Annotated in this window: 18 protein-coding genes and 1 other RNA gene; 13 read left to right on the top strand and 6 right to left on the bottom strand. The window is 35.2% G+C overall.

What is annotated here, in order from left to right:
* Nucleotides 1–58: 58 nt before the first annotated feature.
* Together LB076_RS09405 and LB076_RS09400 are read right to left on the bottom strand one after the other, a co-directional pair.
* The gene (locus LB076_RS09405; RefSeq protein WP_066330981.1) at nt 59–2,485 is read right to left on the bottom strand and encodes a YfhO family protein; all 2,427 of its coding nucleotides are present in this window, start codon (nt 2,483–2,485) and stop codon (nt 59–61) included.
* Between the two features lie 49 nt (nt 2,486–2,534).
* Complete coding sequence (locus LB076_RS09400; RefSeq protein ID WP_066330983.1) at nt 2,535–2,816, bottom strand: DUF4834 family protein; 282 nt, start codon at nt 2,814–2,816, stop codon at nt 2,535–2,537.
* A gap of 117 nt (nt 2,817–2,933) precedes the next feature.
* Between LB076_RS09400 and LB076_RS09395 the strand changes: the two genes are divergently transcribed.
* Both LB076_RS09395 and LB076_RS09390 read left to right on the top strand, forming a co-directional pair.
* Nucleotides 2,934–3,875 carry a transporter gene (locus LB076_RS09395; RefSeq protein ID WP_066330985.1) on the top strand — a complete coding sequence of 314 codons (942 nt, stop codon included), beginning with the start codon at nt 2,934–2,936 and terminating at the stop codon, nt 3,873–3,875.
* Nucleotides 3,876–3,913: 38 nt separating this feature from the next.
* Nucleotides 3,914–5,032 (top strand): GTP cyclohydrolase, encoded by a 1,119-nt coding sequence (locus LB076_RS09390; protein ID WP_066330988.1) that lies wholly within the window; start codon nt 3,914–3,916, stop codon nt 5,030–5,032.
* 292 nt (nt 5,033–5,324) lie between these two features.
* On the opposite strand, the gene LB076_RS09385 is transcribed toward LB076_RS09390, so the two are convergent.
* Nucleotides 5,325–6,527: an NAD(P)-dependent oxidoreductase gene (locus tag LB076_RS09385; RefSeq protein WP_066330990.1), complete on the bottom strand. Its 1,203-nt coding sequence runs from the start codon at nt 6,525–6,527 to the stop codon at nt 5,325–5,327.
* A gap of 228 nt (nt 6,528–6,755) precedes the next feature.
* On the opposite strand from LB076_RS09385, the gene LB076_RS09380 reads away from it, so the two are divergent.
* On the top strand, nt 6,756–7,952 hold the full coding sequence (locus LB076_RS09380) for a serine hydrolase domain-containing protein (RefSeq protein WP_066330993.1): 1,197 nt from the start codon (nt 6,756–6,758) through the stop codon (nt 7,950–7,952).
* Between the two features lie 66 nt (nt 7,953–8,018).
* Nucleotides 8,019–8,415, top strand: a transfer-messenger RNA (tmRNA) gene (gene ssrA / locus LB076_RS09375).
* Between the two features lie 95 nt (nt 8,416–8,510).
* On the opposite strand, the gene LB076_RS09370 is transcribed toward ssrA, so the two are convergent.
* Genes LB076_RS09370 through LB076_RS09360 form a run of 3 tightly spaced genes read right to left on the bottom strand, consistent with a single transcriptional unit; the run spans nt 8,511 to nt 11,534 of the window.
* Nucleotides 8,511–9,188: an ABC transporter ATP-binding protein gene (locus LB076_RS09370; protein ID WP_066330995.1), complete on the bottom strand. Its 678-nt coding sequence runs from the start codon at nt 9,186–9,188 to the stop codon at nt 8,511–8,513.
* Between the two features lies 1 nt (nt 9,189).
* Nucleotides 9,190–10,446, bottom strand: coding sequence for an ABC transporter permease (locus LB076_RS09365; RefSeq protein ID WP_066330998.1), 1,257 nt, complete (start codon nt 10,444–10,446; stop codon nt 9,190–9,192).
* The gene (locus tag LB076_RS09360; RefSeq protein ID WP_066331001.1) at nt 10,443–11,534 is read right to left on the bottom strand and encodes an efflux RND transporter periplasmic adaptor subunit; all 1,092 of its coding nucleotides are present in this window, start codon (nt 11,532–11,534) and stop codon (nt 10,443–10,445) included. Before LB076_RS09360 ends, LB076_RS09365 begins: the two co-directional genes overlap by 4 nt.
* 624 nt (nt 11,535–12,158) lie before the next feature.
* On the opposite strand from LB076_RS09360, the gene LB076_RS09355 reads away from it, so the two are divergent.
* The 9 genes from LB076_RS09355 to LB076_RS09315 all read left to right on the top strand — a co-directional run bounded on the left by LB076_RS09355 (nt 12,159) and on the right by LB076_RS09315 (nt 18,963).
* The gene (locus tag LB076_RS09355) at nt 12,159–13,070 is read left to right on the top strand and encodes a sterol desaturase family protein (protein ID WP_066331002.1); all 912 of its coding nucleotides are present in this window, start codon (nt 12,159–12,161) and stop codon (nt 13,068–13,070) included.
* A 371-nt stretch (nt 13,071–13,441) separates the two neighbouring features.
* Complete coding sequence (locus LB076_RS09350; RefSeq protein WP_066331005.1) at nt 13,442–14,521, top strand: AI-2E family transporter; 1,080 nt, start codon at nt 13,442–13,444, stop codon at nt 14,519–14,521.
* Nucleotides 14,522–14,708: 187 nt separating this feature from the next.
* Nucleotides 14,709–16,166 carry a F0F1 ATP synthase subunit beta gene (gene atpD / locus LB076_RS09345; RefSeq protein WP_066331006.1) on the top strand — a complete coding sequence of 486 codons (1,458 nt, stop codon included), beginning with the start codon at nt 14,709–14,711 and terminating at the stop codon, nt 16,164–16,166.
* A gap of 14 nt (nt 16,167–16,180) precedes the next feature.
* Entirely contained in the window at nt 16,181–16,570 is a 390-nt protein-coding gene (locus LB076_RS09340) for a F0F1 ATP synthase subunit epsilon (protein ID WP_066331008.1), read from the top strand.
* Nucleotides 16,571–16,572: 2 nt separating this feature from the next.
* The gene (locus LB076_RS09335; RefSeq protein WP_066331010.1) at nt 16,573–16,893 is read left to right on the top strand and encodes an AtpZ/AtpI family protein; all 321 of its coding nucleotides are present in this window, start codon (nt 16,573–16,575) and stop codon (nt 16,891–16,893) included.
* A complete protein-coding gene (locus LB076_RS09330; protein WP_066331768.1) occupies nt 16,886–17,200 on the top strand; it encodes an ATP synthase subunit I in 315 nt (104 codons plus the stop codon). Before LB076_RS09335 ends, LB076_RS09330 begins: the two co-directional genes overlap by 8 nt.
* Nucleotides 17,184–17,894 (top strand): F0F1 ATP synthase subunit A, encoded by a 711-nt coding sequence (locus tag LB076_RS09325; RefSeq protein ID WP_066331013.1) that lies wholly within the window; start codon nt 17,184–17,186, stop codon nt 17,892–17,894. The genes LB076_RS09330 and LB076_RS09325 overlap by 17 nt, the downstream gene beginning before the upstream one ends.
* Nucleotides 17,895–17,896: 2 nt before the next feature.
* On the top strand, nt 17,897–18,163 hold the full coding sequence (locus LB076_RS09320; RefSeq protein WP_066331020.1) for a F0F1 ATP synthase subunit C: 267 nt from the start codon (nt 17,897–17,899) through the stop codon (nt 18,161–18,163).
* An 11-nt stretch (nt 18,164–18,174) separates the two neighbouring features.
* Nucleotides 18,175–18,963 carry a F0F1 ATP synthase subunit B family protein gene (locus tag LB076_RS09315; protein ID WP_066331022.1) on the top strand — a complete coding sequence of 263 codons (789 nt, stop codon included), beginning with the start codon at nt 18,175–18,177 and terminating at the stop codon, nt 18,961–18,963.
* Nucleotides 18,964–18,981 lie beyond the last annotated feature (18 nt).

The following is an 18,981-nucleotide window of genomic DNA, read 5'->3' as shown; positions in this document are numbered from 1 at the left end:
CATGCTAAGATTAAAAAATAGTATTTGTTGTTTAGAATAGTAACCAAAAATTAGTTATCTAGAGAGAGTCTAATTTTTTCTTTTTTTCTAAATAAATACCTCCAATCAAAAGCAGCAACATAAGTATAGTACTAATTAGGGTAATTGTGCTACCGGTTTTTACTACTTCGGGTTCAAATTTAAATTCAATAGTATGGTTTCCAGCAGGGACCATCATGGCTCTTAACACATAATTAACCGGAAAATGCGATGTCTTTATGCCGTCTACATACGCATTCCATCCTTTTTCATAATAAATTTCAGAAAAAACAGCCAATCCTTCGCTATTGCTTTTGGAGTTATATTTTAAATAATTGGGCTTGTAGGTAGTTAAAAGTAGGGTTCCAGTGGTGTCTAAATTTCTTTTTAATCGGGCGTTTTTAAACTTATCTCCATGCAAATGAATGTTAAAAATAGCCAGTTGTTTGGTATCTATTTTATCCAAAAGGCGCATTTCGTCGTTGGCTTTATTTACCAACTTTACCTCTTTTACAAACCATGCATTACCGTTTGCATCTGGATTACGTACCGGAAAATCTTTTCCTTCTTTATCTTTTTGTATCACATACTTAACATTGAGCATATTAAGCATCTCTAAGTTATTTTTAGCCAACTGATAATCAAACAATTGCTGTACTCTGCGTGGTCTAACGGCACTATATCCTCCAATAGATTTATGAAAATAAGAGGTTCTGGCGCCCATCAAATCTTGAACTTCAAAAACGCGGTATACCGTGGTATCTTTTAAAATTTGGTGGTCTGTCGGGGTTTCCTGAAAAGGCGTTTCTACATTTTGTTTGGAAACAAAATCTTTGTTTGAAACGTATTTTTTATCTACAAAAAACAAATCCGAAACTAAAAACAACCCCACTAGAATGATGGCGGTATTTTGAGCAATTTTATTTTTAATAAAAAACCATAAAGTACCACCCGCAAGCATTATAAAAAAAGCAGAGCGCAACAAATCTGCACTAAACAAGCTCTTTCTATCGCTCACTAATGCGTCCACAAATTCCGGCCCATAGCTTTCTAAATAATAACCATCATTGGCTCCCGAAAAACGGAACATGCTTTTGCTTAAAAATAAAATTAGTATAATTCCAAAACTAATGGCGCTGGTTTGCCATAATGGTTTCCATTGCTGGGATTTTTCTAACCTAAAAAAAGATTGTAACCCCATTATTGCAAGCACAGGCAAACATAGTTCTAGAATAACTTGTATGGACGAAACGGCTCTAAATTTATCATACATTGGGACATAGTCAATAAAAAAATCCGTCAATAACGGGAAATTTTTGCCCCAAGAAAGCATCAAGGATGCCATTGCTCCTGCAGCAAAAACGTATCTAACTTTTCTGTTCTCTACAAACAAGGCCAAAACAGCCAGAAAGAAAACCACTACTCCTATATATGCTGGTGCCGCTACAATGGGTTGGTCTCCCCAATAGGTAGGCATTCCTGAAACAAAATCTGCTGCTTGCGCCTCTGGAACTCCGTTATTTAACATCAAAGTATACATTTGGCTGTCTTTACCTACGGCTTCACTGTTGGAGCCACCAAATATTCTGGGTGCAATTAAATTAAAACTCTCTAAAACTCCGTAGCTATATTCTGTAATATAGTCTTTGGTCATGGCACTACTGGTAGTGTTTGGAGAGCCATCCGGATTGTAGGTCAATTCACTCTTAGACCGGATACTAAATCCTGCATATTCTGCCGTGGCTAATAAATTGGTTGCATTGGCTCCAACGGCCAAAATTCCGGCAATGGCTAGGTATCCTAAAGATTTTAGTACGGATTGGTACGCTTTATTTTTGAGCTCTTGGTATATAAAATAGCCCGAGAGTAGTAGCAAAAAAAGTAATAAATAATAGGTCATCTGAAAGTGGTTGGCATTAATCTCCAATGCACTGGCAAACATGGTTAGCAAACCACCTAATAAATATCTTTTTTTAAATACCAATAAAAATCCTGCAATTACAAGTGGCATATACGCAATAGCGTGGGCTTTGGCATTATGCCCAACTCCTAATATGATGATTAAATAGGTAGAAAAACCGAAGGCCAAGGATCCAATAAATGCCTTTAAAGGATCTATTTTTAGCACCAAAAGCAAACCATAAAAACCCAAGAAATACAAAAATAAATAATCTGCAGGCCGGGGCAAAAAACGCAAAGCATCATCTATAGCGCCTATATAATCGTGCGGGTATTTTGCTCCTAATTGATACGTGGGCATTCCTCCAAAAGAGCTGTTGGTCCAGTAAGGTTCTGTGTGTGTTACTGCTCTAAAATCATTTTGTTCTTTGGCCATTCCGGTGTATTGAACAATATCAGACTGAAAAATTTGTTTGCCTTGCAATACAGGATAAAAGTAAAGTAAAGAAACAATAACAAAACCAAAAATAGCAATTGCGTGTGGGTATAACTTATTTATAATTTTCAATTTTAAAACTTTTTAAGAGATAGGAATTAGATACAAAACACAGGCAAACTTAATCTATTTCTTCGTAATCTACGTAGTCTCCTACCTTTTTGGTTGAAGATCTATTTTGGGAGGTTGGCGGTTTATAAAACACCTCTTGCTCGGTTGTAGTCTTGTTCCAAGAATTATCTGGTCGGTATTGTTGCTGTTGTTGGAATTTTGTTTCGGCTTTTTGAACTACTTTTTTTAACAAAAAAGGTAAAAATAATTTAGCCAAAAACTTAAAAATATAATAAAATGCTAGTATATAAAATAAGGTTCTAATAAAACCTACAAAAGAAGCTGTTTGCATAATCAAAATTTTTTACAAAATTAACAAATCAAACGTTCAAAACTAAACTATCATTCTTAAATAAATAATAAAATATAGTACATTTGAAAAACGATACAATTTTTAAATACAAAACCCATGTTCCAAAATAAATTTAAACTCCTGCTAACGCTTCTGACCGCTTCTGGCGTCTCTTATGCCCAACACACAGACATCATTAACTCCAATAGACCTGGAGAAACCATGTCTGCCTATGCCGTAGGTAAAACAGTAATTCAGGCAGAAGTAGGTATTTATGGTATCAAACAACACCATAATTTATTAAATTATGATGCCAATGGCTTTGGTCTGGATGCCACACTTAGATGGGGTGTTTTTAAAGAAAACCTAGAGTTGGTTGTAGATTTGCAATATCAAAACGAAAAACTTAGCTCTCAATTTGTAGAAAGCAATAGATCCGCATTAAAACAAACCGTTTTGGGAGCAAAATATTTGTTTTATGATCCATTTAAAAATTACGAAGAAAAACCAAACCTATTTAGCTGGAAAGCAAACCACCGTTTTAAATGGCGCCAGCTTATTCCGGCAGTTTCAGTATTTGCAGGAGCTAATTTTACCTCCGATAACAACCCCTACGCCTACTCCAACAAAACCCCTTTATTGAATAACTACAATGGGGGCATCTCTCCCAAAATTATGCTGATAACCCAAAACCACCTTGGTGACGGAAGCTGGGTTTTTGTGACCAACCTAATTGCAGACTACATCACAACAGACTATCCTAGTTATGGTTATGTATTGACCTTAACCAAAGGATTTAATGAAAAATGGTCTGGATTTTTAGAAAACCAAGGCTTTAAAAGTGATGTTTATAGTGATGCCATAGTCCGAGGTGGAGCAGCCTACTTACTAAATGAAGACATGCAAATAGATGCCTCTATAAGTAGTAGTCTCAAAGACACTCCTTCTATTTTGTACGGAGGTATTGGTTTTTCTTGGCGTTATGATGCCAAGTATAAAGAGGTAAGAATCAATAAAGACAAAGGAAACAACAAAAAATCCAAATCTAAAAAGAAATAAAAAGGGCAACCCTAAGGATACAATTTTAGCAAAAAAACATGATTACAATAAAAGAAGCAATAACCAAAAAAGAGTTAACGCAATACATAAAATTTCCATTTTCATTATATAAAGACAATCCGTACTGGGTGCCGCCTATTATTGCCGATGAGTTAGAGTCTTTTGACAAAACAAAAAATCCGGCCTTTGAAAATGCCGAAGCTTATTTTTATATTGCTTATCAAAATGAGGTTATAGTTGGCCGAATTGCTGCCATAATAAATTGGAGCGAAGTTAATGGCCAAGCAAAAAAGAAAGTACGGTTTGGATGGTTTGATGTTATAGACAACATAGAAGTAACCAAAGCCCTATTAAATAAAGTCTATGAATTAGGGCTCAAAAACAATTTAACCTACGTTGAAGGCCCAATGGGATTCTCTAATTTAGATAAAGTAGGCGTTCTAACCGAAGGTTTTGATCAATTAGGCACCATGATTACTTGGTACAACCACCCGTATTATGCCAAGCACTTTGAAGAACTAGGCTACACCACCGAAAAAGAATATATTGAGAGTACATTTCCGTTTAAAAATGTTAAACCCGAGTTTTTTGAGAAAGCCAATGATTTGGTCAAAAAAAGATACCAATTAAGTCCTCTTAATTTTAAAACCACCCAAGAGGTAATGCCGCATGTAGACAAAATGTTTGACCTCTTTAATGCCTCTTATGCTAATTTGTCTTCGTTTGTAGCCATATCGGATACACAAAAAGACTATTTCAAAAAAAAATACATTAGTTTAATTAATCCCGAATATATTAAATTTGTGGAAGACAAAGACCACAATATTGTAGCCTTTAGTATTGTTATGCCTTCGTTTTCTAGAGCTTTACAGAAAGCTAAAGGAAAACTATTTCCATTTGGTTTTCTGCATTTATTAAAAGCCAAAAAACACAGTAAAGACGTATTGTTTTATCTTATTGGAGTACATCCTGATTTTCAAAATAAAGCCGTTACTGCAATAATTTTTAACGAATACTACCACACCTTTAAAGAAAAAGGCATTCAAAATTGTTTTAGAACTCCAGAATTGGCCGATAATACCGCTGTACATAATCTCTGGAAGCATTTTAACCCAGAGGTTCACTGCCGCAGAAAAACTTTCCGAAAAGACCTTTAATTTTCTGGCAAAACGTACGGCTATGAGTTAATGCTTTGGCAATTTAGTTCTCCTTTGTTTTGCCTTGAAACTAAAATTGGTATTATCTAATTAGCAACTAATTTAATAGACCATAAATCAAAAAAAGGGATAGCCTAAAGCGATCCCTTTTTTTGGCGTTTTTAGAGATCTCGCCTAACGGATCTATAGTAGTAACTGCTGTCCTTAAAAACTCCAATTTTTAAATTCAACAGACTCTTTGCCCTCCATTTAGATGGCCTAGAATACGCTCAACTATAATACAATCAAAAGGTTACAATCCGTCTACATATTCTTGCAGGTAACTAAATTTTGGAGTCAGTTTTCCTTTGTCTGTTACTTTTGCTCGTGCCAAAATTCCGTCTGCATCTCCGTTAAAAAATGCTGGAATTACGTGTTGCATAAACATAGCACCAAAGCCTTCACTAGCATCTTTAGGCAGTTCGCAAGGCAGATTGTCTACTGCCATAACTACAATTGCTGCAGGGTGAAAAAAATCTACTTCTTGATGGGTATCGGGCAAATAGCCGTATATAGGTTCTGCAATTGTAGAGGCTCTAAGAGTGCAGGCAATTGGACCCGCAATATCGCACGAAACATCTCCAACTACTTTTAGTTTGCAATCTCTAGCCTGTAGCATGGTTTTGGTCAGAATATCTGGGGCATTAATTCCGTGAAAATGTCCTGTTATTAAAATATCCGATACTTTTGTAAAACGTTCAAAATCACTAACGTAATCTTTAGGATTGGTATAAAAATCTTTAAAATCAAGTAGCTGCCCATCTTTACGCTTGTTGTAGTCTAAAACATCTATTTGTGCATAGACTGCTTGGTCATAATTTTTGGTCAAATAATCTGTAACGGTAACTCGTTTGATTTTTATGGCATCTAAAACCTCTTGTATGCCGCCCCCTGCTTTGCCACTACCGGTAACTACAAATTTTATAGGCGGAAAAACAATACGTTTTAATTGCGTGATTAAGGCATCTTTTCCCGAAAGGGTTTCTGCCTTGGGTAGCTTAAACAATTCAAACTTAATACCAAAGGCTCTAATAGTGTTGTAGGCACCCACAATACCAGCGTAACGCCCAAAACCTATTAAGCGTTTGTTGGCGCTATCTACAATTGTTTCGTGATCATATAGATCAATTTTTTTGTCCAGAATAGCTCGTAATAAATCCCGATTATAGGGTTGTTTTTTTATGGTATGCGAAAAAAAGAAATAGGCTTTGTTGGGTATCAAATTAGCCACAGGAACCTCTTTTACACCAAATAAAACGGCACAATCCTCGAGATCACTACAGACCTCTATACCTGCATCACGATATTGCTGGTCCGAAAAAAATCGAATATCCGAAGATTCTACCGCTACACGAGCATCGGGATACGTTTCTGTAATGGTAACTAGCGCATCAGGGGTAAATACTACCCTTCTATCTGGCGGGGTCTTTCTTTCTTTGATGATTCCAAATTTCATAGTGTAGTGGGTTTGTTTTTTATAAATAGTATTGACAATATAACAATTTAATATTATTTTGTTAAATTTTTTTATAATTATTATTATCTATTTTTTTAGTTACTGAATTTCAAAAAGATACAAAATAAAAGATACTTAAATCCGTTACTGATGGTTTGCATTTAAAAACGCATGCAAATAATTAAATAGTATAATTCGATACATTTGCGCTACATTACAAAAAAACAGATGATTTTTATAAAAAAAGTAAATATACTACAATTACTCTTGTTGGCACTCGTATTTAATGCGTGTAACCAAAAAAACAAGTCGATTGAGAAAACTGCCAAAACTACCGAAGAACCAATTCAGGATGCCCTCAAAAAAGGGCCTAAACTCTCCGATACCTACACGATGGCTACCCACCAAGCAATAGCGCATTTTTGTAACAAAAATTGGCCTAACAATAGCTTAAATGGGAGTGTTTTGGTAGCCAAAAATGGACATATAATTTATGAAAAATACCAAGGAATAGCAAATTATAGTACTAAACAACCCATGGACAGTACTACTGCATTGCACATTGCCTCGGTTAGCAAGGTTATGACTGCTACGGCGGTATTGCAACTTATAGGAGCAAATAAAATTAGCTTAGACCAAAAAGTCAATTCTATATTAAAAAACTTTCCATACCCGGAGATTACTATTCAAACGTTATTAAACCACCGGTCTGGGATGCGCAATTATGCTTATTTTACCGAAAAAAAAGGTGTTTGGGACCGCCATAAAATACTCCGAAACACAGACATTGTAACTATTATGGCAACCAAAGCCATTGCATTAGAGTTTAAAACCAATACTCGTTTTAGTTATTGCAATACCAATTATGCAGTATTGGCGCTTATTATTGAAAAAATAACCGGTTTGTCTTACAGTCAGGCCATGACTAATCTTATCTTTAAACCTTTAAAGATGCACAATACCTATGTTTTTGATTATGATAGGGATAAAGATGTAGCGGTACCTTCTTATAGAGGAAATTTTTCTAAAGTTAATTTAGATTATTTGGATGCAATATATGGAGACAAAAATATATACTCTACCCCTAGAGATTTGCTAAAATTTGACCAAGGCCGCAATGCTGCGGTTTATTTGGATCCCAAACTTTTGCAACAAGCCTTTATAGGCTATAGCAACGAGCACCGGGGCAAAAACAATTATGGATTAGGAATACGAATGATTAATTGGCCTACAGGACAAAATTTTTATTTTCATAATGGCTGGTGGCATGGCAACACTTCTTCTTACATTACACTACCTAAAGAGGCAGTAACGATTGTTGCTTTGTCTAACAAGATGACTCGAAAAACGTATAAAGTACGCAATTTAGCCGTTCTTTTTGGTGCCTATCCGTTCCAATTAGAGGACAATGCAAAAGAGGAATAGTTTTTGTGTTATTGTAAGAAAAAAAGAATACCTTTGCAGTCTCAAAGTTTATATTATTTTGACATTGGGGTCGACTGGTTTTGACAGCAAGTCGAATTGAACAGTAAGCACGTCGAGCATTGAGACCTTGCTCGTAAATATAAGATCTTACCATTTTACACGGCGAAAATAACTACGCTTTAGCTGCATAATCCGAATTATAGTACGATTACGCCACGTTCCTATCAGATAGGAAAGCTGGATTCTCCTTGAAAGCCTTGGTTTGTGGCGTTCTATTCAGGAGAACCGTAAAAATAAACCTAGATTACCATAAGCTTCGGGTGGTTTTCAAAATTAAGAAGATACGTATGGAGTGGCTGTTTCTGGCCTAACTTTATATCGAAAATCCAATCAGAAAATAAACGTGTAGAAAGCTCTTTAGTTGCTTGTTTGGACCCGAGTTCGATTCTCGGCGACTCCACTTTAAAAAACCGTAATCACTTATTAACTAAGTAGTTACGGTTTTTATTTTGCCGCTTTCCCGATTACTTTTATTGATTTGGAATATTAAAATAGCTATTAAGAAATAATTTTACCATCGTCCATGGTGATGATTCTATCTGTTTTTTGTGCAAAATCGGGGTCATGTGTTACAATGAGTATGGTTTGCTTATAATCTGTTGCCAATTTTTTGAAAATATCAAATACAACATCCCCACTTTTTCTATCCAAGTTTCCCGTAGGTTCATCGCCCATGATTATTATGGGGTCGTTAATTAAGGCACGAGCAATGGCAACGCGCTGCTTTTCTCCACCACTCAATTGATTAGGCATTTTTAGAGCATGCTGATCAATCTCTAGCGTTTTTAAATGCTTCAACGCTTTTTGCTCTAGTTCTTGTTTGGAATATTTTCCTAATTTCAGTCCCGGAAGCATGACATTATTGAGCACATTATATTCGGGCAATAGGTAGTGAAATTGAAAAACAAAACCAATTTTCTCATTTCTAATTTTAGCTAAATCCGTATCTGATTGTCCTGTGATTAGTTCATCATGGATTAATAATTGTCCTTCATAATCGGTATCCATGGTAGATAATAAATACAACAAAGTCGATTTGCCGCAACCAGATTTACCAACAATGGATACAAATTCTCCTTGTTGTATCTTTAAATTAATATTTTTAATCACTTGAAATTTGGCGGGATTATAAAAATATTTAATTAGGCCTTTGGTTTCTAAAACGGTTTCTTTCATCTTATTTTCCTCTAATAATTTCCACAGGATCTACCCTACTGGCTTTCATGGCTGGAAACAAACCAGAAATAAGGGTTGTAAAAAGGGCAAACACAATTCCAATGCCATAATAACTACTATTATAATCAATTGGATAAGTGGTTACCGAAGGCACTGATGGTGATGAAAAAGGAATAATATCAATAATACTCGAAAAAATAAAACCGAAAATTAATCCGAAAAAACCTCCCGTAACACCTATGATTATGGATAGGGATATAAAAATCCATTTTACATCCTTACCAGAGAACCCTGTTGCTTTGAGAATTGCGATGCTATCCATTTTTTCGTAGATCATCATATTCAATATATTGTAAATCCCAAAACCAGCTACGATCAACAAGACGATTCCTACTGCGTAAGAAATAATGCTTCGAACGGTACTTCCGGTTTCAAATTGCAAATTGGCAGCCAAATAATCTGTTGTGTCCAAATTGAACGTACTATGGAATTCTTTAGCCATCGCCACAGCCAATTCTTTATTATAAAGATTAACCTGAATATCCGTAATATAATTTTTAGGTTGCCCCAATAACGTTTGCGTCGTGTTCAATGCTGTATAACTCGACATATTATCAATATCTGCGATACCTGTTTCCAAAATTCCTACTATTTTTAAAGATGCTAAATTTCCGTTTGAAGTAGATACTTTTATAATATCTCCTTTTGAAAGCAACATCTTATCCGACAACCCTTTTCCGATAATAATGCTGTTATTTTGATTCAAATCAGATAATTTACCCTCTTTTATATAATCACTAATCTTAAAAAGAGTGTTTTCTGCAACCACATCGATCCCGTTTATAAATCCCGAAATTTCAATTGTTCCAGAATTAAATAAAACAGACGCAGTTACCTTTGGGGCAACATCAATGATACGTTTATCTTGCTTCAAAGTACTAATAATAGACATGCTGTTGTAGATCGATTTTCCTCTATCTTTCGGTTTTATCGAATGAATGAAAATGGTATTCCCTTTGTAGTCCTCAGACAGGTACAAAGGTTGGTTTTCCGATGGTTTTACTTCATTAAACATTCGGATATGAGGCGTCCTATTAAGCATCAATCCATCTAGCAAACCATTTAATCCGCTCATAAAACTGACCAAAGAGATAAACATAGCAATACTAAAAGCAACCCCCACAGCGGCAACAATTGTTTGTTTGAGTCTGGCTCTAAGTAAGTGAAAAGCGATATTTAAAATCAGTCTATAATTCACTGTTTTGGCGTATAAATAGTTTCCTCTTTTTTCAATCCTTCTAGTATCTCTACTTTTTCGTAATCACTCAAGCCTATTTTTACGTTTCTTTTTTCATCCTCATTCACAAGCACATATTGGTTATCTATCAAATAACTTCTGGGAATAGTAATGGTGTTTTTCTTGGTTTTGATAACGATATTGGCTTCGGCCGTTAGATTAGGATAGAGTTTTTGTGGTGGTTTTACAAAGTGCGCTTCGATTTTAAAAGTACGAGATCGCTCGTCCATAATGGGATAAATTTTACCCACCCTAGCTTCAAAGGTTTGTCCTTTGTAACTATCCATCGTTAGCACCACTTTTTGACCAATGGCTACTCGAGCCATGTCATTTTCATCTACTTCTAATTCCAATAAAAACGAATCCGATTTACCTATAATGGCAAGCGGCGTTTGGATGGTTACCAAGCCACCTTCTTTGACCAAAACATCAAATAAACGTCCTGCAAAAGCACTTTTTATATTATAATCACTTTGCGACTCCTGTGAATATTTGAGTCGATTACTATTGCGGTTTTGATCGTTTGCTAATTGTGCCTTGAGTTGTGCCAATTGTTTTTTAGTACTTTCATAATTGAGTTTCGAACTTTTATAAGTCAGTTCTATCACTTCAAAATCCACCTCAGAAATACCTTCCAGAGCTCGAACTTTTTTATTTCTGTTCCAAAGAGATTCGTCAAGAATCAGTTTGTTTTTGGCAGCTTGCACTTTCATTTCCATTTCAGCAATTCGATCCTGAATATAACGACTGTTCTCTGTACTCAATTGATACGTCAATTGCGCATTTTGAGTATCAAGGTCGGCTTTTTTATTTTCTATTTCGAATAATAATTGTCCTTGAGTAATGGTTTGTCCAGCAGTGACTTTTATAGTTTGTAATATACCATTTACTGTTGCAAAAACAGTATATTGATTGTCCGCCTTAATCACTCCAGATGCATAGACACTTTCGGTTACATCCCCAACTGTAGGTTGTATTGCTTCTGCTTTTTTTGAACAAGAAAACACCAAAAATAAAAGGGTGAAATAAGAGTAGTATTGGAATTTCATTTAACTATCTATTTAATAAAAATAAGTGCAGAATTAATCGTATAAACTTACCACTTTTTTCTGTTTTAGGAAGCACAATACCAGATTATATTTTATAGCTATTCCACTGAATTTTATCAAATCAACCGCCAATCTTTATTCTACTTCTATTTTGAGAAAAAATTTTGGATTTAGAAATTTAGGGTCTTCAAAAGATGTGAGGAAGCTATGTAAAGGTTGCCTCTGTTTTAAAAAGATAGTTGCTTTGAAAAAGTATTCGAGCATAAAGTGATCCAACCTAGAACCAAGTGCTATTTATGAAGCCGATCTACCGAAATATTATAAATTATAGTATTGATAACTAACGTTTTAAACCTCATTTCTTTATAAAAATAAATAGTAGAAATACAACGCCACTTCCGAGAGTATTGACAGAAAACTATCGCTTTTAAACAACGAATCACTACCACTTAAGTACTTTATAATTAGTTAAATAAATCCTTAATGATGGTTATCAAATTTTAAAAAACTACCTTATGAAAATAAAAATATTCGGATAGATGCTCCGCATTCATTTTTAATTTTGAGACGTTAAAATGCTTAGAAATTATACAACAACAAACAACGCTATTATAATTTTATGCTATGAAAGAAAATCCTTTGACTATGGAAATGCTGTTAAATCAACTAGTAGGATTGAATATTATTCAAATTGCAGCCATTCCACTGATTTTACTTGTTATGCTCGAATGGATTCTTACAATTATTCAAAAAAAAGATTATTACAACAGCTTAGACACGTTATCAGCCACATTTATTGGTCTTGTAAATGTAGGTATCTCCGCTTTATTAAAAATAGGAATCTTTGGTGTTATGCTTTTTTTTTATAATGTTATACCGTGGAGTATCCCAAGCGAATGGTGGGCCTATGTTCTTTGCATTATTGCTATAGATTTTTTTAGATACTGGTCTCATAGATTAACCCATGTCAATCGTTTTTGGTGGGCAACTCATGTTACACATCACAATTCAGAAAAATACAATTTATCTGTGGCCTTTAGATTGGGTTGGACACAGCATATTAAATTTATCTTCTTTATCCCTGTCATTTTAATGGGCTTCAACCCTGTACTTTTTTTTATATGTCATCAAATTGAAGTACTATATCAATTTTGGATTCATACCGAATATATTAGAAAATTGCCGGCTCCGATTGAATATGTTTTTGTGACCCCTTCCCATCACAGAGTTCACCATTCCAGTAATGACAAATATTTAGATAAGAACTTTGGATCAACACTTATTATTTGGGACAGATTATTTGGAACATTCCAAGCAGAGGAAGAGCAAACCCTTTATGGCATTACCACACCAATTAATTCTTATAACCCGATTACTTTAAATTTTCATGAATGGAAGGATATTTTCTTTGACGTGATTAAAAGTAGGTCCTTAAAAGAGGCATATGTGATGTTGTTTATAAGTCCATCTAAATTAGAAGCCTCTAAGATTAAATTTAATTCTATTTATTTAAAGAAAAAGGAGTCTTTAAATTAGAAACTATTTTTGTTTAATAAAGGAAAATAATGTTGAATAAGTAAAGTGATAGCACTATAGCAAACGATTAAATTTTAATAAATGAAACCAAAGCTCAAGAAGTTTTTATTGCTCCCAACAGTATCGTGAGCAATATTATTTAGCCTAATCTTGGCGCAATCGGTGCAACCTATTTTATAAGAATAAATTAAATTTAAAAATCAATCGACTTATGTCAAAAAACGTATCGGATCAAATTGTAGAAATGTTAGTAGAAGCAGAATCTTCGCAATACGGTATTGTTTGCAGAACGGATACAACCATAAATTAAGACTTATAATTCAGTAAAAAAACTGTTTAAATATTATTAAAAATACTAAAAAAAAGTATTCATGACAACATCAGTAACATCCTTAATTAAAAAAATAACGCTAGTTTTTCTAATTATTTCAGGATTATATTTTGCTAAAGATTTCTTGATACCACTTTGTATTGGAGGAATCCTTGCTACTTTATTTTTGCCCTTTTGTAATTGGATGGAAAAGAAAAAATTACCAAAAGGTTTGGCTGTTTTTATATGCTTTTTAGGTTTATTGTTGTTACTTTTTATGCTGGTTTCGCTTTTGGGTTACAAAATTTCAGAACTCATTAACGATATTGCCGTTTTAAAACAAAAAGCGATAGAAATTTCTACTCAATTACAGAGCTACATTTTCAATCATTTTAATATTTCTATTGATGAACAATATACAATTCTAAAAAACGAGCAACCATCGTATGCCAATATTATACAAGTAATGATCGGTTCGATTACGAGCTTTTTATCCAGTTTTGTTTTATTGCTGGTTTATTTTGTATTTCTGTTATACTATCGAAACCACATCAAAAATTTTCTAGTAAAATTGACTGCAAAATCGGAACAAGCAGAAATGCAAAAAGTTATCCAGAAAGTAACATCTATTTCCCAACAATATTTACTCGGATTATCAAAAATGATTTTTCTTTTGTGGATAATGTATGGTATCGGTTTTAGTGTTATTGGTGTTGAAAATGCTATTTTCTTTGCCGTTTTGTGTGGATTATTAGAAATCATACCATTTGTTGGGAATATTACAGGCACAACGTTGACGGTATTAGTATCAACTTTACATGGCGCAAATATAGAAATAATAATAGGTATTTTAATCGTTTATGGCACTGTGCAACTCATTCAAGGTTGGATTCTAGAACCTTTAATTCTTGGGCCACAAGTCAAAATTAACTCTCTATTTACTATTATCGCTTTGGTTTTGGGAGAATTGCTTTGGGGAATTCCAGGAATTATTCTAGCAATCCCAATCACTGCAATGTTTAAAATTGTTTGCGATTACATCGAGCCTTTAAAACCTTATGGATTTTTGATTGGCGAAATCGAACGATCTAAAAAAAATGTGTTTATAGAAACATTGAAAAGTAAATTAAAAAGTAAATAATTGCTTGCCTTTACCCTTTAAAACCAACAAAAATGGATAAGAGACAAAAGCCAATCTTTTTGAAAGTAACTTGTAGCATAGTTTAGGAATATTACAACTCTTTTATGATATAAACAGTACTTATCCCTTTTTAGTTATCTACCTTTGAAAGAGATAATTACTATTTAAATTTTAATAAAAATATTAAATGGAATCAGCATCAAAACATAACAAATACTCTTTGTACAGAGGCAAAATTATTTCAGTCCGAGGAAGTGTTGTGGATGTATGGTTCGAAGATAACTTACCTCCTATTTATACTCTACTTCACACTGGGCAAAATAACGAAATAGCCATTGAAGTACTCACTCAACTTGAAGCCCATCGCATAAGAGGCATTGCATTGAATCCAACACAGGGGTTAGCCCGAGGAATGCTCGTTGAAAGCGACGGAAAACAATTGACTGTTCCCGTTGGGAAAAACATTATGGGGCGAATGTTTGATGTTTTTGGCAATACCATTGACCTTGAAGTTCCTCTATCTACCGAAATGGAAAGACGTAGCATTCACCAATCACCACCGCTATTACAAAAAAGATCTACCAAATCTGAGGTATTTTTGACCGGAATTAAAGCAATTGATGTATTGATACCTCTGGAACGTGGTGGAAAAGCCGGTTTGTTTGGCGGCGCTGGTGTGGGTAAAACCGTTTTGCTTACCGAGATGATTCACAATATGGTAGGACATAATAAAGGGGTAAGTATGTTTTGTGGTATTGGCGAACGCTCTCGTGAAGGACATGAATTATATCATGATATGAAAGAAGCAGGCGTACTTGATAATATGGTGATGCTTTTTGGTCAAATGAATGAACCTCCTGGCGCTCGTTTTCGTGTTGGCCACGCCGCCTTGACGATGGCAGAATACTTTCGGGATGATGAACATCGGGATGTTTTGCTACTCATTGACAATATTTTTAGGTTTATACAAGCCGGAATGGAAGTCTCTGGTCTAATGGGACAAATGCCTTCGCGTTTGGGATACCAACCCACTTTAGAAACAGAATTATCCAAATTAGAGGAACGCATTGCCAATACCGAAGCCGGAGCCATTACTTCTATTCAGGCCGTTTATGTTCCTGCCGATGATTTGACCGATCCTGCTGCAGTACATACTTTTTCACACCTTTCGGCATCTATTGTCCTTTCGAGAAAAAAAGCGAGCGAAGGACTTTATCCGGCCATAGATTTATTACAATCCAATTCAAAAATGGCAACTCCCGGAATTATCGGTCAGAGGCATTATGAACTAGCGCAAGAAATACGACAAACCCTCGCACAATACGAGGAACTCAAAGATATTATTGCCATGCTTGGTATGGAACAACTCTCAGTCGACGATCGAAATGTAGTAAACCGTGCCAGACGTTTGGAACGTTTTCTTACCCAACCGTTTTTTACCACCGAAAAATTTAGTGGTATAAAAGGGAAAGAGGTTAGTTTGGAAGACACCCTTAACGGCTGTGAGCGCATCCTTTTGGATGAGTTTAAGGATTTGCCGGAGCGTGCTTTTTATATGGTTGGAACCATTGATGATGCAATTAAAAAAGGACATACAATATCAAAAGAAAAACCTGAAAAAGAAACGGAGATACAAACAAACTAAAAATAGAATAGAACATGGACCTAAAAATTCTACTACCCTACCGCATTTTTGCTAAAATTAAAAACGTCAGCAACATTGTTGCAGAAACAAGCGAAGGCTCCTTTGGCTTATTGCCAAATCGATTGGACTGTGTAGCGGCTATTGTTCCTAGCATATTTTCGTATGAAACCGAATCCAAAAAGAAACATTACCTGGCAGTAAATGAAGGGATTTTGGTTAAAGCAGGAAACCTGGTAACAGTATCAGTGCGAAATGCTTTTGGAGGAACCGACTTAGCAAAACTTCATGAATCGGTCGAAGAAGAATTCAAGAAGTTAGATGATAGCGAAAGAGATTTACGGGTCTCTATGGCAAAAATGGAGAGTGGGTTTTTATACAGTATGAAGCAATTTCAAAAAGAATAATTATGCAACCCAACGAAGATAAAGAAGCGGCAGATTTTAGCAAAAAAGTGGGTGAAAAAGCCCAGCGCAAGTTGAAAGCTTTACACAACGACAATCGAGGGATTTGGATGGGTCTAGGCATGATGGGAATTGTCGGTTGGGCGGTTGTTGTTCCTACCTTGTTGGGTGCTTTATTTGGGGTATGGTTAGACAAAGCATATCCAGAAACCTTTTCATGGACGTTAAGCGGATTGATTATAGGATTGTTTGTGGGATGCATCATTGCTTGGAATTGGATAAACAAAGAACATAAAGAAATAAATCAAAACAATGACGATGAGTGATATTTTACACCAGATTTTAGCTTTTATAGAAGGCACATTACTAGGGATTATTTTCTTTGGCGGACTTTGGTTTACCGTCAAAAAAGCGGTTGGTGCAAAAACACCAGCAATATGGTTTTTTAGCAGTTTATTTTTACGCTTAGCTGTGGTATTAATTGGTTTTTATCTCATTGTACAAGGAGGTTTGGAACGCATTATTATGAGTCTAATTGGTTTTATCGTAGCCCGAATTTTGGTTACCTATTACACAAAATCAAGAGACAAAAAACGAAAAATAAAGGAGGTATATCATGAAGCTAAGCCCTGACGAAACTATTTTTTGGGAGTATGGTTTTATAACCATCAACCTGACCATCGTAACGACATGGGCCGTAATGGTATTGTTGGTTGTTGCGGCACTTTTAATAACTCGAAAACTGAAGACCGGTATTCAAATCTCGCGCTGGCAATGTTTTTTTGAAATGTTGGTAGTAGGGATTAACGATCAGATTGAAGAAATCGGTCTGAAGAATCCAAAAGAGTATATCGGATTTATTGGTACGCTGTTTTTATTTATTGTCATTTCCAATGTGCTCATCATATTGCCGTGGTATGAGCCGCCTACGGGTTCGCTCTCTACTACAACAGCCCTTGCAATTTGTGTGTTTCTAGCTGTGCCCTATTTTGGAATTGCAAAAACAGGCGTGTTAGGATATCTGAAGACCTATATCCAACCCACATTTATCATGTTGCCATTTAACCTCATTAGCGACATAACCCGAACATTGGCTCTAGCAGTACGACTGTTTGGAAACATGATGAGCGGTGGCTTAATCATAGCGATTTTATTAAGCATAACGCCGTTTTTGTTCCCAATCGTAATGAAAGTTCTTGGTTTACTTACGGGTGTAGTACAAGCGTATATATTCGCCATTTTGGCAACTGTTTACATTGCAGCTGCCGTGGAGGAAGGCAGAAAAAAGAAGAAACAAAAAACTAGTATAAATAATAAAAAGAATTAAAAATGGATAGTATTTCAATCATTGCAGTAGTCTCAATTATTACTGCTGGACTTACAACCGGAATTGGTTGCATGTTCCCTGCCCTAAGCGAAGGAAAAGCTTTAGCAACGGCTTTAACCTCAATTGCACAGCAGCCCGATGCTGCTCCTACCATTACCAGAACACTTTTTGTGGGATTAGCCATGATAGAGTCAACAGCCATCTATTGTTTTGTGGTTTCGATGATTCTCATTTTTGCCAATCCGTTTTGGAATTTCATTATTAAATAAACCCAACAAAAATGCAAATCAATTGGTTCACAGTACTAGCACAGCTCGTTAACTTCATCGTATTGGTGTGGTTGCTGAAACGATTTCTATACAAACCGATACTGAAAGCTATTGACGAACGCGAAAAAAATATAGCTGGAAAAATTAATGCCGCTGAAGCAAAAGATGCCTTGGCTAAAAAAGAACAAACGGCATTCAAGCAGAAAAACGAGTCTTTCGATAAAGAAAAAAAGGGACTGATGGATCAAGCGATTGCAGAAACCAATAAAGAAAAAGAAAAACTCCTTGAATCGGCACGAAATGAAGCCGCAGAATTGCGTTCTAAACTCGAAAAATCAGTAGCCGAAATGCAAGAAAACCTAAATCGTGATCTTGCGCAAAAGGCACAAAAAGAAGTTTTTGCTATAGCCAAAAAAACACTTAACGATCTTGCTTCGCTTAGTTTGGAAGAACAATCTACCAAGGTATTTATCACCCGATTAAAAGAGTTGCAAAAAGAAGAAAAGGAACAATTTCTAGAAGCCTTCAAAATGGGTTCCAACCAACCTGAAAAACAAGATACTGTTCTTATTCAAAGTGCTTTTGACTTGCCAGAAGAGCAACAAACAGCTATTAAAAATATGGTAAATGAAATACTAGGCACGACAACTCCATTTCAATTTAAAACCGCTCCCGAAATCATTAGCGGTATTGAGTTATCCTCCAACGGCTATAAAGTGGCCTGGAGTATTGCAGCCTATCTGAATTCACTTCAAAAAAGTATTTCAGATACACTAAATGATAAAGTAGTAAAAGACTAAAATGGTAACCAACTTCAA

Origin of the sequence: Flavobacterium crassostreae (genome assembly GCF_001831475.1) — a bacterium.
GTDB lineage: Bacteria > Bacteroidota > Bacteroidia > Flavobacteriales > Flavobacteriaceae > Flavobacterium > Flavobacterium crassostreae.
Note: the sequence above shows the minus strand (reverse complement) of the source record. Positions and strands in the feature narration are given on the sequence as shown.

Bases quoted from the DNA above. Each gene is read 5' to 3' on its own strand.
- LB076_RS09360 (WP_066331001.1), bottom strand. From the start codon at position 11,534: ATGAAATTCCAATACTACTCTTATTTCACCCTTTTATTTTTGGTGTTT.
- LB076_RS09355 (WP_066331002.1), top strand. From the start codon at position 12,159: ATGAAAGAAAATCCTTTGACTATGGAAATGCTGTTAAATCAACTAGTA.
- LB076_RS09320 (WP_066331020.1), top strand. From the start codon at position 17,897: ATGGATAGTATTTCAATCATTGCAGTAGTCTCAATTATTACTGCTGGA.
- atpD (WP_066331006.1), top strand. From the start codon at position 14,709: ATGGAATCAGCATCAAAACATAACAAATACTCTTTGTACAGAGGCAAA.
- LB076_RS09380 (WP_066330993.1), top strand. From the start codon at position 6,756: ATGATTTTTATAAAAAAAGTAAATATACTACAATTACTCTTGTTGGCA.
- LB076_RS09385 (WP_066330990.1), bottom strand. From the start codon at position 6,527: ATGAAATTTGGAATCATCAAAGAAAGAAAGACCCCGCCAGATAGAAGG.
- LB076_RS09325 (WP_066331013.1), top strand. From the start codon at position 17,184: ATGAAGCTAAGCCCTGACGAAACTATTTTTTGGGAGTATGGTTTTATA.
- LB076_RS09315 (WP_066331022.1), top strand. From the start codon at position 18,175: ATGCAAATCAATTGGTTCACAGTACTAGCACAGCTCGTTAACTTCATC.
- LB076_RS09370 (WP_066330995.1), bottom strand. From the start codon at position 9,188: ATGAAAGAAACCGTTTTAGAAACCAAAGGCCTAATTAAATATTTTTAT.
- LB076_RS09390 (WP_066330988.1), top strand. From the start codon at position 3,914: ATGATTACAATAAAAGAAGCAATAACCAAAAAAGAGTTAACGCAATAC.
- LB076_RS09395 (WP_066330985.1), top strand. From the start codon at position 2,934: ATGTTCCAAAATAAATTTAAACTCCTGCTAACGCTTCTGACCGCTTCT.
- LB076_RS09400 (WP_066330983.1), bottom strand. From the start codon at position 2,816: ATGCAAACAGCTTCTTTTGTAGGTTTTATTAGAACCTTATTTTATATA.
- LB076_RS09350 (WP_066331005.1), top strand. From the start codon at position 13,442: ATGACAACATCAGTAACATCCTTAATTAAAAAAATAACGCTAGTTTTT.
- LB076_RS09330 (WP_066331768.1), top strand. From the start codon at position 16,886: ATGAGTGATATTTTACACCAGATTTTAGCTTTTATAGAAGGCACATTA.
- LB076_RS09340 (WP_066331008.1), top strand. From the start codon at position 16,181: ATGGACCTAAAAATTCTACTACCCTACCGCATTTTTGCTAAAATTAAA.
- LB076_RS09335 (WP_066331010.1), top strand. From the start codon at position 16,573: ATGCAACCCAACGAAGATAAAGAAGCGGCAGATTTTAGCAAAAAAGTG.